The organism is Pseudomonas sp. GW821-FHT09C10 (assembly GCF_059418085.1).
This window is the reverse complement of record NZ_JBWKPE010000004.1, coordinates 268,296-282,744: the sequence shown is the minus strand read 5'-3', so window position 1 is coordinate 282,744 and position 14,449 is coordinate 268,296. Positions and strand designations below refer to the sequence as shown.

At 61.4% G+C, this 14,449-nt stretch carries 12 protein-coding genes; 6 read left to right on the top strand and 6 right to left on the bottom strand.

Going from position 1 to position 14,449, the window contains the following annotated elements:
- Positions 1 to 8 precede the first annotated feature (8 nt).
- Positions 9 to 971, top strand: a complete 963-nt coding sequence (locus AC07OT_RS10560) for a CobW family GTP-binding protein (protein ID WP_495108026.1) — start codon at positions 9 to 11, stop codon at positions 969 to 971.
- On the opposite strand, the gene AC07OT_RS10555 is transcribed toward AC07OT_RS10560, so the two are convergent.
- Entirely contained in the window at positions 965 to 1,360 is a 396-nt protein-coding gene (locus AC07OT_RS10555; protein WP_027608214.1) for a DUF3301 domain-containing protein, read from the bottom strand. The genes AC07OT_RS10560 and AC07OT_RS10555 overlap by 7 nt on opposite strands.
- A 117-nt stretch (positions 1,361 to 1,477) precedes the next feature.
- Here AC07OT_RS10555 and pdxY point away from each other — a divergent pair, with 117 nt between their 5' ends.
- Positions 1,478 to 2,350: a pyridoxal kinase PdxY gene (gene pdxY, locus AC07OT_RS10550; protein ID WP_495108025.1), complete on the top strand. Its 873-nt coding sequence runs from the start codon at positions 1,478 to 1,480 to the stop codon at positions 2,348 to 2,350.
- Between the two features lie 55 nt (positions 2,351 to 2,405).
- Here pdxY and AC07OT_RS10545 read toward each other — a convergent pair whose 3' ends face one another.
- Complete coding sequence (locus AC07OT_RS10545; protein ID WP_003177014.1) at positions 2,406 to 2,891, bottom strand: acyl-CoA thioesterase; 486 nt, start codon at positions 2,889 to 2,891, stop codon at positions 2,406 to 2,408.
- A gap of 291 nt (positions 2,892 to 3,182) precedes the next feature.
- On the opposite strand from AC07OT_RS10545, the gene AC07OT_RS10540 reads away from it, so the two are divergent.
- Positions 3,183 to 4,946 (top strand): cation:proton antiporter, encoded by a 1,764-nt coding sequence (locus tag AC07OT_RS10540; protein WP_027608216.1) that lies wholly within the window; start codon positions 3,183 to 3,185, stop codon positions 4,944 to 4,946.
- A 75-nt stretch (positions 4,947 to 5,021) separates the two neighbouring features.
- Here AC07OT_RS10540 and AC07OT_RS10535 read toward each other — a convergent pair whose 3' ends face one another.
- From AC07OT_RS10535 to uvrD, 3 genes are all read right to left on the bottom strand, one after another.
- Positions 5,022 to 5,429 carry an SMI1/KNR4 family protein gene (locus AC07OT_RS10535; RefSeq protein ID WP_017739032.1) on the bottom strand — a complete coding sequence of 136 codons (408 nt, stop codon included), beginning with the start codon at positions 5,427 to 5,429 and terminating at the stop codon, positions 5,022 to 5,024.
- Positions 5,430 to 5,562: 133 nt separating this feature from the next.
- On the bottom strand, positions 5,563 to 6,432 hold the full coding sequence (locus tag AC07OT_RS10530; RefSeq protein WP_495108024.1) for a Tim44 domain-containing protein: 870 nt from the start codon (positions 6,430 to 6,432) through the stop codon (positions 5,563 to 5,565).
- A 189-nt stretch (positions 6,433 to 6,621) separates the two neighbouring features.
- Positions 6,622 to 8,805: a DNA helicase II gene (uvrD, locus tag AC07OT_RS10525; RefSeq protein ID WP_027608218.1), complete on the bottom strand. Its 2,184-nt coding sequence runs from the start codon at positions 8,803 to 8,805 to the stop codon at positions 6,622 to 6,624.
- Positions 8,806 to 9,084: 279 nt separating this feature from the next.
- Between uvrD and AC07OT_RS10520 the strand changes: the two genes are divergently transcribed.
- From AC07OT_RS10520 to AC07OT_RS10510, 3 genes are all read left to right on the top strand, one after another.
- The gene (locus tag AC07OT_RS10520; RefSeq protein WP_495108023.1) at positions 9,085 to 11,958 is read left to right on the top strand and encodes an EAL domain-containing protein; all 2,874 of its coding nucleotides are present in this window, start codon (positions 9,085 to 9,087) and stop codon (positions 11,956 to 11,958) included.
- Positions 11,959 to 12,119: 161 nt separating this feature from the next.
- On the top strand, positions 12,120 to 12,986 hold the full coding sequence (gene hexR, locus AC07OT_RS10515; RefSeq protein WP_010168370.1) for a transcriptional regulator HexR: 867 nt from the start codon (positions 12,120 to 12,122) through the stop codon (positions 12,984 to 12,986).
- Positions 12,987 to 13,210: 224 nt separating this feature from the next.
- The gene (locus tag AC07OT_RS10510; protein ID WP_074848013.1) at positions 13,211 to 13,408 is read left to right on the top strand and encodes a PA3496 family putative envelope integrity protein; all 198 of its coding nucleotides are present in this window, start codon (positions 13,211 to 13,213) and stop codon (positions 13,406 to 13,408) included.
- Here the strand turns inward: AC07OT_RS10510 and AC07OT_RS10505 are convergent.
- Positions 13,338 to 14,312, bottom strand: a complete 975-nt coding sequence (locus tag AC07OT_RS10505; protein ID WP_027608220.1) for a LysR family transcriptional regulator — start codon at positions 14,310 to 14,312, stop codon at positions 13,338 to 13,340. The two genes, AC07OT_RS10510 and AC07OT_RS10505, sit on opposite strands and share 71 nt — an antisense overlap.
- Between the last annotated feature and the right edge of the window lie 137 nt (positions 14,313 to 14,449).

The following is a 14,449-nucleotide window of genomic DNA, read 5'->3' as shown; positions in this document are numbered from 1 at the left end:
TGGCACCCATGCTGCAGAACATTCCCACCCACGTGATTGCCGGGCCTTTGGGCGCAGGCAAGACCAGCCTGATCAGGCACCTGCTTGCCCAACGCCCGGCCAACGAGCGCTGGGCGGTGTTGATCAACGAGTTCGGCCAGATCGGCCTGGACGCTGCACTTCTGACCCTGGGTGACGACGGCATTGCCCTCGGCGAAGTTGCCGGTGGCTGCCTCTGTTGTGTGAATGGCGCACCGTTTCAGGTAGGCCTGGGCCGGCTGCTGCGTAAGGCCAAGCCGGATCGGTTGTTTATCGAACCCTCGGGCCTGGGCCATCCTGCACAGTTGCTCAAGCAGTTGCGCGAAGCGCCGTGGCAGCAGGTGCTGGCGGTTCAGCCCTGTGTACTGGTGCTGGACGCCCAGGCGCTGGCGGCGGGCAAACCCTTGCCGCCGGCGCAGCAGGAAGCGTTGGCCAGTGCCTGGCTGTTGGTGTTGAACAAGGATGAGGGGTTGGATGCTGCGCAACGCGAGGCCGTCGAACGACAGCTACCCGACCGCGATATTTATTGGACGCGCCAGGCGCACGTGCCTCTCGGCAAACTGCCAGGCTTGAATGCGCAGGCTGAAGCGGCTGTGGATAACTTCGTGGTGCCCAAGGGGCTGGCTCAATTGCCGGCTGTCTGGAGCGATCCAGCAGTGCCGATCTGCCTGAGCCAGGCCCAGGAGGGCGGTTGGAGCATCGGTTGGCGCTGGCACCCGAGCCAGCAATTCGATTCCGAGCGTCTGCACCTGTGGCTGACATCCCTTGAGTGGCGCCGCGCCAAACTGGTTATCCACAGCCGTGATGGGTGGATCTCGGCCAACGCTGTGGATAACAGCCCGTTCGCCTGGCAACCCAGCGAATGGCGTCGCGACTCACGTATCGAACTGATCTTCAGTGCACCCCAGGACGTAGCCGCGTTGCAGGCCGCACTGGCCGCCTGCCGTTACTGACGGTTCTTGGTGGCGTGGTCCTGGCGCCATTGGCTCAGCTCGATCACATTGGCGCTGGGCAGTGCTTCCTTGACCTCGAACGGGTAGGGCGCCAGTTCGATCTGCGCGCTGTGGGCGCCGAATTGCGTGATGGTTCCGCTGTGACGGGTCTCGCCCGTGACGGTGAACTCGAAATTGTAGATACGCGCCAGACGTCGCCGACCGTTGGCATCCCTCACAAAACCGATGCGCTTCAACGCCACGGCGCCGTCGAGCAATTCGATATCGAGCTTGGCGCAATGCTGCTTGACCCGCGCCAACGCCCGCTCTCGCAGGCCGTGGTTGTGCCATACCCAGGCGGCGCCGGTCGCCAGCAGCATCAACACGAAGATGTTTCCCAGGGTCAGCATGCGAAAAACTCCAACAAAGTGAGAGCAGCTTAACTGTGTCGTCGGTCTGTCGTACAGGCTGCGTTTAGTCGCATACTGCGCGGCCAGAATTTCAATGGCTTTACGGAAATCTCCTGCATGAAACGCACACCTCATCTGCTTGCGATCCAGTCTCATGTGGTCTTTGGCCACGCCGGAAACAGCGCCGCCGTGTTCCCCATGCAGCGGGTCGGGGTGAACGTCTGGCCGCTGAACACGGTGCAGTTCTCCAACCATACCCAGTATGGTCAGTGGGCGGGCGAAGTGCTGGCGCCGCGGCAGATTCCTGCGTTGGTGGAAGGCATTGCCGCCATCGGCGAGCTGGGCAACTGCGATGCGATCCTGTCTGGCTACCTGGGCAGTGCGGATCAGGGCCGCGCGATTCTTACCGGTGTGGCGCGCATCAAGGCCATCAACCCCAAGGCCCTGTACCTGTGCGACCCGGTGATGGGCCATCCGGAAAAGGGTTGCATCGTGCCGCAGGAGGTCAGCGATTTCCTGCTGGATGAAGCGGCGGCCATGGCCGACTTCCTGTGCCCCAACCAACTGGAACTGGACAGCTTTGCCGGGCGCAAGCCGCAATCGCTGTTCGACTGCCTGGGCATGGCCAAGGCATTGCTGGCCCGTGGCCCGAAGGCGGTGCTGGTCAAGCACCTGGATTACCCGGGCAAGTTGCCGGATGGTTTCGAGATGCTGCTGGTAACTGCCGAGGGCAGCTGGCACCTGCGTCGGCCGCTGCTGGCGTTCCCGCGCCAGCCGGTGGGCGTGGGCGACCTGACGTCGGGGTTGTTCCTGGCGCGGGTGTTGTTGGGCGACAGCCTGTTGGCGGCTTTTGAGTTCACGGCCGCGGCGGTGCACGAAGTGCTGCTGGAAACCCAGGCCTGCGCCAGTTACGAGCTGGAACTGGTCCGCGCCCAGGACCGCATCGCCCATCCTCGCGTACGTTTCGAGGCGACGCCGATCAGCCTGTAAGTACACAGAACCCAATGTGGGAGGGGGGCAAACCTCCCCCATTTTTTGGTTGGACTTACAGCGCGTCAGCCTTGATTTCCTGGTAGCGCTTCTCAAGCTCCTGGCGGATCTGTCGGCGCTGCTGGGCCTGCACGAACCGGCGCTTGTCTTCACTGTTATGGGGCTGCAGCGGTGGCACGGCAGCGGGTTTACGCTGGTCGTCCACGGCCACCATGGTGAAGAAACAGCTGTTGGTATGACGCACCGAGCGCTCGCGGATGTTCTCGGTCACCACCTTGATGCCCACTTCCATCGACGTATTGCCGGTGTAGTTGACCGATGCAAGGAATGTCACCAGCTCGCCGACATGGATCGGTTCGCGAAAAATCACCTGATCCACCGACAGTGTCACCACATAGCGACCGGCATAACGGCTCGCGCAGGCGTAGGCCACTTCGTCGAGGTACTTGAGCAAGGTGCCGCCGTGGACATTGCCTGAGAAGTTGGCCATGTCAGGGGTCATCAATACCGTCATCGACAGCTGGGCGTTTCCGGGTTCCATAGCACACTCACGGGTTGTAGGCATTGGTTGGGGGGCACCTCTGCGGGTGCTGGGATCTTTGCAGCGCCATCCCTTACGGGACGCCGGTGGGCGGCTTGCCGTCACGCGTTCACCGATCTGTTTCCATATATTGCACCGGCTTTCCGGCGGAAGTCGCGGTGTTAACCTTCAAAAGCCCATCTCAGGGCATTTCTTACGATCAAGGCAGACTTTTCCTTCCGCACTTTGCGATTTTTCAAAGGCGCGTGCGGAAGTGGGAAAAGCGCCAGTACCCTCAAGGAGCCCCTCGCCATGCACGCCATCAGCTTTATCCAGGACTTGGCCGTGATCATGCTGGTGGCAGGGGTGGTCACTGTCCTGTTTCACCGCCTCAAGCAACCCGTAGTGCTGGGGTACATCGTCGCCGGCTTCATCATTGGCCCGCACACCCCGCCGTTCGGCCTGATCCACGACGAAGACACCATCAAGACCCTCGCCGAGCTGGGGGTGATCTTCCTGATGTTCTGCCTGGGCCTGGAGTTCAGCCTGCGCAAGCTGTTCAAGGTGGGGGCCACGGCGTTTATCGCGGCCTTCCTGGAAATCATCCTGATGATCTGGATCGGCTACGAGATTGGCCGCTGGTTCGACTGGAACACCATGGATTCGCTGTTCCTCGGCGCGATCCTGGCGATTTCCTCCACTACCATCATCGTGAAGGCACTCAATGACCTGAAGATGAAAAACCAGCGCTTCGCCCAACTTATTTTTGGCGTGCTGATTGTGGAAGACATCCTCGGCATCGGCATCATCGCCTTGCTCTCGAGCATCGCCGTCAGCGGTACGGTGAGTTCCGGCGAGGTGTTCTCCACGGTCGGCAAGCTCTCGCTGTTCATGATCGTCGCGTTGGTCATCGGTATTTTGCTGGTGCCGCGCCTGCTGGCCTACGTGGCCAAATTCGAAAGCAACGAAATGCTGCTGATCACCGTACTGGGCCTGTGTTTCGGTTTCTGCCTGCTCGTGGTCAAACTGGAGTACAGCATGGTGCTGGGGGCGTTTCTGATCGGTGCGATCATGGCCGAATCCCGGCAATTGGTTAAGATCGAGCGCCTGATCGAGCCGGTTCGCGACATGTTCAGCGCGATCTTCTTCGTGGCGATCGGCTTGATGATCGACCCGCAGATCCTCCTGCAATACGCCTGGCCGATCGCGGTGATCACCGTGGCCGTGGTGCTGGGCAAGATGCTGTCCTGCGGCCTGGGTGCCTTTATCGCCGGCAATGACGGGCGTACCTCACTGCGCGTAGGCATGGGGCTGTCACAAATTGGCGAATTTTCCTTCATTATCGCCGCGCTGGGCATGACCTTGCAGGTGACCAGCGACTTCCTGTATCCGGTAGCGGTGGCGGTTTCGGCGATTACGACGCTGCTCACGCCGTACTTGATTCGCGGCGCCGACCCCTTGTCATTGAAGATCGCTGCGGTGATGCCCAAGCGTCTGAGCCGGGTGTTCGGCATGTACGGCGAATGGTTGCGCAGTATTCAGCCGCAAGGCGAGGGCGCCATGCTGGCGTCGATGATCCGCAAGATCATCCTGCAGGTGGGCGTGAACCTGGCGCTGGTGATCGCGATTTTCTTCGCCGGAAGCTTTTTCGCGGTGCGCATTGGTGGGTACCTGGAAGGTTGGATCAGTGATCCAAGCTGGCAGAAGGCGTTGATCTGGGGTGGGGCATTGCTGTTGTCGCTGCCGTTCCTGATTGCGGCGTACCGCAAGCTCAAGGCGCTGTCGATGTTGCTGGCGGAGATGAGCGTGAAGCCGGAAATGGCCGGGCGGCATACCCAGCGTGTGCGACGGGTGATTGCGGAGCTGATCCCGATTTTGTCGCTGCTGGTGATCTTTGTGCTATTGGCAGCCTTGTCGGCCAGTATTCTGCCGACCAACAAGTTGCTGGTGCTGATTGCCGTGGTCACGGCGGCGGTGGCGGCGGTGCTCTGGCGATGGTTCATCCGTGTGCATACGCGGATGCAGGTCGCCTTGCTGGAGACGCTGGATAACCATAAGGATACGCCGGAACACTAGTGGGGGCCGCTATGCGGCCCGGCGCGGGACAAGCCCGCTCACCACCGCAAGCCCGTTCGCCACGGGGGTCAGGTGTCAGCTTTCCAGCCAGACGTCCCGCGCCCAGTGCCACACCGATTCCCAGGTCTCTTCGGTGACGAGTTCTTCTTCGCCGGACCACAGCACCACGGTGCCGTCTTCTTCGACGCAGTAGTAATCGTCACCGTCCTGGCAGATCGGGATCATGCTGCGGTCAACACCGGCATCCCAGGCGTTGGCAGCCACGTCCGGCAGGTAGGTGTGGGATTGCGGGTCGGTGACGGTCACCGGCTCCAGGCTGCCGTACACCACATCGCTGACGGTCAGCAGGAATTCACGAAAGACAAACGGGATGTCGATGAACAGCTGTTCCTCGATTTCCACCAGTTGATCTTCGTCAGGCAACTCCAGAGGAACCGGAACCGGTTCATTGGCTTCACGCAATTGTTCGATGATTTCTTCCACGGCCGGGATCCTCTTGCTGATGGCGCGGTTTATAGGGGCGTTTTATACAGTAGCTCGCTATAAGTGCAACCGTGAAATAGAAAACCCCGGACAGGTCCGGGGTTTTGTTACGACTTGCTCAAGCGCGTGGGTATCAGCCGTTCTGGCGGATACCGACGACCAGCCATGGCTGGTTGTCGCCTTGGGCACGTTCCATGTTCCAGCTTTCGCTGAACACTTCACCCTGGTCGAAACGCGAAGTCTTCGACACGCCACTGAAGGTCAACGTTGCGATGGTCTTGTCGGCGCGATCATCCACACCTTCCAGTTGCACGTGCAGGTCGTCGATATAGGTCGACTGGAAGCCGTCGCCCAGGTCGGCGCGTTCGCGCTTGAGGAACTCCAGCAGTTGCGGGGTCACGAACTCGGAGATCTTGTCCATTTCGTTGGCGTCCCAGTGCTGCTGCAGGGACTGGAAGTGGCTGCGGGCCGCTTCGACGAAACGCTCTTCGTTGAACCACGCCGGTGCGTTGATCACCGGGCGGGCTGCGGCAGGCGCTGCCGAACCACCGAAGATCGAACCCATGGCTGGCTTCTGCTCGAACACTTCACGCTGCATCGGCGCGCCGGCCGGAGCCATGTGCTCCTGCTGCTTGCGGCGACGGGCGGCGATGAAACGGAAGACCAGGAAGGCGATGACCGCCATGATCAGGATGTCGAAGATCTGCATGCCCTGGAAGCCGCCGCCCATGAACATGGAAGCGAGCAGGCCACCGGCCGCGATACCGGCCAGAGGGCCCAACCAGCGCGAAGCACCGCCGGCCTTGGCAGCGGCGCCGGCAGCACCGGCTGCGCCTGCGGTAGCGGCAGCACCGCCGGCACCGGCGGATGGAGCCATTTGGCTGGTCTGGTGAGTCGGCGCCGCGCCCGAGCTTTTGCCGCCACCGAAGCGTTTGGCGTTGGCGTCGAGGCTCATCGTCAGGCCGATGCACAACGCCATGGCGATGCTAAGAAAACGTTTCATAAAGGGAATTCCCATTTGTGGATTGCACGCGCGCCATGTTGCACAGGTGTAGTGACAGTGGCTAGCTACATAATGTTTCGGGCTTTTGCGTAAGACCGAAACAGAATGGTCTGTAGGACGTATTACAGATATTGGCCCGCGCTCGTTAAAAACAAGGGCGGGCCAATAACCTTCATGTAGGCAAATGTTTCAGACAGCTTCGAGCTTCGCGTAGCCCATCATCAGCCATTTGCTGCCTTCGGCGAAGTTCACCTGCACGCGTGCCTGGGCACCGGCGCCTTCGAAGTTGAGGATCACGCCTTCGCCGAAGATCGCATGCCTGACCTGCTGGCCCAGGCTGAATGGCGTTTCCGGAATCTCGGAACCGGCGAACATGCTGCTGGAGTTCTGCTGCTGGCCCCCGCCGAACGGACGGCTGACGCTGTTGGACAGGCGCACTTCCTGGATCAGCCCCTTCGGCACTTCACGTACGAAGCGCGACACCTTGTTGTAGGTCTCGCTACCGTACAGGCGTCGGGTCTCGGCGTAGGTCATCACCAGATTCTGCATTGCGCGGGTGATGCCCACATAGGCCAGGCGGCGTTCCTCTTCAAGGCGGCCGGGCTCTTCCAGGCTCATCTTGTGGGGGAACAGGCCTTCTTCCATGCCCACCAGGAACACATACGGAAACTCCAGGCCCTTGGCGCTGTGCAAGGTCATCAACTGGATGCTGTCTTCATGCTCATCGGCCTGGGTGTCACCGGCTTCCAGGGACGCATGGCCGAGGAAGGCGGCGAGCGGGGTCAGCTCTTCGTCTTCCTCGGTGTTTTCGAACGCGCGGGCGGCGCTGACCAGTTCCTCGAGGTTTTCTACCCGGGCCTGGCCTTTCTCGCCTTTTTCCGCTTCGTGATAGGCAATCAGCCCGGATTGCTCGATCACCGTCTGGGTCATCAGGTGCAGGGGCATTTCCGAACACTTGGCCGCGAGGTTCTCGATCAACTCGACAAACACCCCCAGCGCCCCGGCAGCACGGCCGGTCAGGCCTTTATTGGCGATCAGCAGGCGCATGGACTCCCACATCGACACATCGGCATGGCGCGCGTGGTCGCGAATCGCCTCGACGGTTTTCTCGCCGATGCCACGGGCCGGGATATTGATCACCCGCTCCAGTGCCGCGTCGTTGCCACGGCCTTCGAGCAAACGCAGGTATGCCATGGCGTTCTTGATTTCCGCACGCTCGAAGAAGCGCTGGCCGCCATAAATGCGGTACGGGATGCGCTCGCGCAGCAAGGCTTCTTCCAGCACCCGCGATTGGGCATTGGAACGGTACAGAATCGCAATATCGCTACGGGCAAGCCCGGTTTTCAGCGCACTTTCAATGGTTTCCACCACGTAGCGCGCTTCATCGTGCTCGTTGAACGCGGCATACAGGTTGATCGCCTCGCCTTCGCCGCCGTCGGTCCACAGCTCTTTGCCCAGGCGCCCGGTGTTGTTGGCGATCAAGGCGTTGGCGGCCTTGAGGATGCCGGCGGTGGAGCGGTAGTTCTGCTCCAGGCGGATGGTGACCGCGTCCGGGAAATCCTCGGAATACTGGTAGATGTTCTCGATTTTCGCGCCACGCCAGCCGTAGATCGACTGGTCGTCGTCGCCCACCACCATCAGGCTGTCGCCGCCCTTGGCCAGCAGGCGCAACCAGGCGTACTGCACGGCGTTGGTGTCCTGGAACTCGTCCACCAGAATGTGACGGAAGCGTTTCTGGTAATGGGCCAGCAAACCCGGATTGTCGCGCCACAGGTCGAGGGCGCGCAGCAGCAGCTCGGAGAAGTCGATGACGCCGGCGCGGGCGCAGGCGGCCTCGTAGGCTTCATAAATGCTGCGCATGGTGGCCAGGAACAAATCGCCGCTGGCCTGGATGTGCTGCGGGCGCAGGCCTTCGTCTTTCTGGCCGTTGATAAACCACTGGGCCTGGCGTGCCGGCCAGCGCTGCTCGTCGAGACCCAGCTCGCGGATCACGCGCTTGACCAGGCGTTGCTGGTCATCGCTGTCGAGGATCTGGAAGGTCTGGGCCAGGCCCGCTTCCTGCCAGTGTGCCCGCAACAGACGGTGCGCCAGGCCGTGGAAGGTGCCCACCCACATGCCGGCCGGGCTGATGCCCATCAACTGCTCAATGCGATGGCGCATCTCGGCAGCGGCCTTGTTGGTGAAGGTCACCGACAGGATGGAATGCGGGGACGCGTTCTCGACCTGGATCAACCAGGCGATACGGTGCACCAGCACTCGGGTTTTACCGGAGCCAGCACCGGCCAGGACCAACTGACGGCCAACGGGGGCCGCTACGGCCTGGCGTTGGGCATCGTTGAGGGAGTTCAGCAAAAGAGAGAGATCATCGCGCATCGACGCATTCTATGGGCCTAAGGGGGCTCGGGCAAATCCCAATGCCGGGTGGTCGATGCAAAACCTCCCGCGTGATCTCGCAGGGGCAAACATTCCGGCAAGGCTGATGACCGGTAAGTCATGGGCCACAGCCCGCGCAGTGCCTCGCCCGAGGGGTCTGGCACCAAGGTTTGCGGCTGATCACAGGATGATTTTTATGATCTGGAGCAGTTTGGCCGAAGCGCTTGCTTGTGTATGCTCCGTCGACGTTTCGGGCTCACCATTATAAGAACACTGCCTATGACTCTCAGTACCGACCTGCTTGGCCCATCGGCGGCGCCCGCGCAGGTTATCCGTAAACATTACGCCACCGAGATGGCGGTCGAGCGCACACGCCTGCTCTATCAGGGCTCGTTGCTGCCCACCTTATTAATGCTGGTCAACGGCCTTGTCTGCGCCTGGCTGCTGTGGAACCCCAAGCAATACCTGCTCGACAGCATCTGGCTGGTGTGGCTGCTGGCCCTGGTGGCCATGCGCGTGATCCAGGTGGCGGCCTTTGATTCGGCCATGCCCAGCCGCCAGGCCCAACCGATCTGGCGGCGCATGTTCATGCTTGGCTCGGCGGTCAGTGGCCTGACCCTGGCCACCGCGGCCATTGCCCTGGTGCCGGTGGACAGCTTTATCCAACAGGCCTGGGTGTTCGGCCTGATCGGGGCGGCGACGCTGTCAGCCAGTGTCGCCTACGCCGTGAGCCTGCCGGCGTTCCTGTCCTTTGCCTTGCCGTGCCTGGTGCCGGCCATTGCCTATCTGTTCTGGAATGGGGCGCCGCAGCAACAGGGTTGGGGTGTGCTCGGCCTGATCCTGCTGGCCTCCCTGAGCGTGGTGGCGTGGCAGGTCAACCGCCTGATCCAGCGCGGGCTGTTGCGGCGCTTCCAGAACCAGGCATTGATCGAGCATCTGCAGCAGGCACAGCAGCGCAGCGAGCAACTGAATCAGGATCTGGTGCGCGAAGTCGAGCAGCGGCGTCAGGTCGAGCAGGAGTTGCGTGAGGCGCAAATCGGCCTGCAGGACCGCGTGGCGCAACGCAGCCAGGAACTGGACGCCGCCAGCCTGGCCCTGAATAAAAGCGAGGCGCGCCTGGCCATGGCCCTGCAAGCCAGTGAGCTGGGCCTGTGGGACTGGAACCTGCAAACCGATGAGGTTCACCACACCCAGCTCAAAGAGCTGTTCGGCCTTGAGCCCGAGTACGTCACGGCCATGCTCGGCCACCTCAAGCCGCGCCTGCATCCCGACGACCTGCCGCTGCTCAAGCGGGCACTGGTGGAGCACCTCAAGGGGCGCACTGAGGATTACCAGGTGGAATACCGCGTGCGCCATGGGGATGGCCACTGGGTGTGGATCGAAGACCGCGGTCGCGCCGTGGAGCGTGCACCCAGTGGGCGAGTGATTCGAATGCTCGGCACCCGCCGCGACATCAGCGCCGGCAAAGCCCTGGAGGAGCAACAGCGACTGGCCTCGACCGTGTTCGAGGCGGCCAGCGAAGGCATTGTGATCCTTGATCCGGACTACAAATTAATCGCCGTCAATCAGGCTTTCAGCCGTGTCACTGGCTTTGAGATCGATGACATGCTCGGTCGCAACGTCGTCGAGCTGCCCAGCAGTCGTGATGCGCGGCGCCACTTCCCGGTGATCCGCCAAGCGCTACTCACGCATGGGACCTGGCAGGGCGAATTGGTAGAAACGCGTAAGAATGGTGAACTGTACCCGCAATGGCTGCAACTGAACGTAGTGCGCGATGTTCGGGGAAAGGTCAGCCATATCGTGGGCTTCTTCGCCGATCTGTCAGCGCGGCGCGAATCCGAGGAGCGCATGCGCTACCTCACCCACTACGATGAGTTGACCGGCCTGGCCAACCGCTCGCTGTTCCGCGAACGGCTGCGCGAGGCCCATCAGCGTGTACGCCAGGGCGGGCGCAGCCTGGCGTTGCTGCATATCAACCTCGACCGCTTCAAGTTGCTCAATGACAGCCTGGGCCATGAAGTGGCCGACCAGTTGCTGCAAAAGATGGCCCGTCGGTTGATCAATGCCTTGCCCGAGGCCGACACCATCGCGCGTTTGTCCGGCGATGAGTTCGCCGTGCTGTTCGACGCCTACGGCAACCTGTCGAGCCTGGCACGGGTGGCCACGCGGCTGCTGGCCAAGCTGCGGGTGCCGGTGACGGTAGAAGGGCATGAGTTGGTGGTGAGTGCGTCGATGGGGATCAGCCTGTTGCCGGATAACGCGCGGGAAATTTCTGCGCTGGTCAGTCAATCGAACATGGCCATGCAGCACGCCAAGCACCTGGGCGGCAATAACTTCCAGTTCTACACCGACAGCCTGCAAGCCAGCACCCTGGAGCGTTTGCAGCTGGAAAACCATCTGCGCAAAGCCATCGATGAGCGCCAGCTCACGGTGTTCTACCAACCGAAACTGTGCCTGGCCACCGGCAAGCTTAACGCTGCCGAAGCGCTGATCCGCTGGGAGCACCCGCAATGGGGCATGGTGCCACCAGGCGACTTTATCGGCCTGGCCGAAGAAACGGGCCTGATCGTACCGCTGGGCGAATTCGTGCTGCGCCAGGCGTGCTGGCAGGCCTGTGAGTGGCAGCGCCAGGGGCTGGCACCGATCCGCGTGTCGGTGAATCTCTCGGTGCACCAGTTGCGCCAGGGCAAGCTGGTCAGCCTGGTGCGCCAGGTATTGGAAGAGACCGGCCTGGACCCGCAATACCTCGAACTGGAACTGACCGAGAGCCAGTTGCTCGACAGTGTTGAACACATCATTGCGACCTTCCAGCAACTGCGCGACCTGGGCGTGAAGCTGGCGATCGACGACTTTGGCACCGGCTATTCATCCCTCAGTTACCTCAAGCGTATCCCAGTGGACTACGTGAAGATCGACCAGACCTTTATCCGCGGCCTCGGTCAGGGACGGGAAGACGCCGCCATTACCCGAGCGATCATTGCGATGGCTCACGGTCTGGCGCTCAAGGTGGTGGCCGAAGGTGTGGAAGATCAGCAGCAGCTGGATTTCCTGCGTACAGAACGATGCGATGAGGTGCAGGGCTACCTGATCAGTCGGCCGATGGAGGCCGAAGGGCTGGCAGATTTGTTACGCAACAATGCAGATTTTCCCTGAAGACAGTCCGCACGCCCATATGGCTACAAGGCAGCTGCCCGCTGATTCAAAGGGCATCAGGGCGATTTAGTGATGCATCGGGCGGGCAAAACGGCAATTCTTGTAGTATAACTACAAGCTTGCTACATCCCTGGCCCTGCCAATAACAAGAGTCCTGCCCTTTGAACCTGTTGCAACATATCGCCCAGTCGCGCCACCTGTTACGCAAATCGGAACTCAAGGTTGCCGATCACGTGCTGCTTGACCCTGCGGCCGTGATGCACAGTTCCATGGCCGACCTTGCCCACAGCGTGGGCATCAGCGAGCCGACCATCGTGCGCTTCTGCCGCGCCATCGGTTGCTCCGGGTTCCAGGACTTGAAGCTCAAGCTGGCCCAGAGCCTGGCCGCCGGCGCGAGCTTCGGCCAGTTTGCGATTCACGAAGACGATTCCGTCGCCGACTACAGCCTGAAAATCTTCGACACCACCCTGCACACGCTCATGGAGGTGCGCGAGAAGCTTGACCCGGTGGAGCTGCAAAAGGCCGTGACTGCCATGTCCCAGGCCCAGCGTGTCGAGTTCTACGGGTTCGGTGCTTCCGGTGCCGTGGCGGCCGATGCCCAGCACAAGTTCTTCCGCCTGCTGCTCACCGCCGCGGCCTACAGCGACCCGCACATGCAGGCGATGTCGGCGGTGACCTTGAAGCCGACCGACGTGGCGATCTGCATTTCCCAGTCGGGCCGCTCCAAAGACCTGCTGATCACGGCCAACCTGGTGCGTGAAAGCGGCGCGACATTGATTACCTTGTGCCCGAGCCAGACGCCGTTGGCGGAGCTGTCCACGGTCAACCTGGCGATCGATGTGCACGAAGACACCGAGATCTACACCCCGCTGACGTCGCGTATCGCGCACCTGGTGGTGATCGACGTGCTGGCGATGGGCGTGGCCATGGCGCGGGGCCCGAGCCTGGTCAACCACCTCAAGAGCGTCAAGCGCAGCTTGCGCAGCCTGCGGTTGTCGCCCAAGTCCGTCAAAGCCCTCGACGACTGATCCAGGGCCATACACGCTCAAAATGTGGGAGGGGGCTTGCTCCCGATAGCAGTGGGTCAGTCAAAGAGAAATCGGCTGATGTACCGTAATCGGGAGCAAGCCTCCTCCCACATTTGGTTTGTCTACCTATCCGGAAGATTCATCGTCCTGTAACCCCCGCGCCGTTAAACCGTCATCGCTACAACCCATCCTGTACTCCCCGTACTCGCATTGGGAGACTCCAAATGGCCCGGCCCTACGAAGACAGCAACAGCTCCGTCAAGACCCGTCGTCAACAGGAAGACCAGCGCCGCATGGCGTTCCGTCGCGCAATCGAAGACCGCTGCGACCAGCGCCAGCTGCAGCAGAGCATCAGTGACTACCCGGAACTCCACTGGCAGGCACCCGCGGCTGCCCAGCGAAACGTTCAGCCAACGCGCTGATCTGCACCCGTTCGCTGCGGATAAAGCCCAGGAACGCATGGGCCACCGGTGACAGGCGCTTGGCCTTGGCCTGTACCAGGCACCAGCTGCGGTACAGCGGCAGTTCTTCCACCGGCAGCTCCTTGAGCCCGCCGGTGGCCAGTTCCATATTGACCGCATGGCGCGTCAGCAAGGCCACGCCCAGCCCGGCGCATACGCATTCACGTTGCGCCTCGGCCGAGGCCACTTCCACCGTCTGGGTGAAGTGCACGCGTTTCTCCTTGAAATACTCCTCGCAGGCCAGTCGCGTGCCGGAGCCCGGTTCGCGCAGCAACAGCGTGTAGGGTTCCAGGTCCTGCAAACGCAACGGCCCTTGCAGGCTCAAAGGATGATCGGGTGGCGCCACGGCCACGATCGGGTTGTTGAGGAACGGCAGGAATTCCAGGCCCATGTCCTGGGGCACCATGGACATGATCACCAGGTCGTCACGGTTGTCGGAGAGGCGGCGGATCACCTGGGCGCGGTTGACCACCGTCAAGTGCAGTTGCACCTCGGGATGCTGGCGTTTGAACGCGGCAAACAGGTGCGGCACGAAGTACTTGGCGCTGGATTCAATCGCGAGCTTCAGCTGGCCCTGCAACGAACCCTGCATGTCCGACAACTGCATATCGAGGTTTTCCAGGCGCCCGAAAATATCCCGGCTGGCCCGTTGCAGGGCTTCGGCAGCCTCGGTCATGTAGAGCTTTTTGCCGACATAATCGAACAGCGGCTGGCCGACCAGCTCTTCAAGCTGGCGAATTTGCAGGCTCACGGCCGGTTGGGTGAGAGACATTTCCTCGGCCGCGCGGCTGTAAGAGCGTAAATCGCACACTTCATTGAAGATCTGCAATTGACGTAATGTCATACGCATCAATGACTTACGCATTAATCAAATCCTCTCGCTCCAGGTCGACCGGCCAACTATAAGTCTTTACTTATGAGCGACCCAATAATTATTGATTTTTGTTAATCCCTCCACGGGCTTAGTGTGTGGCTGCGACTGGCTTGAAACATTTAGTCACG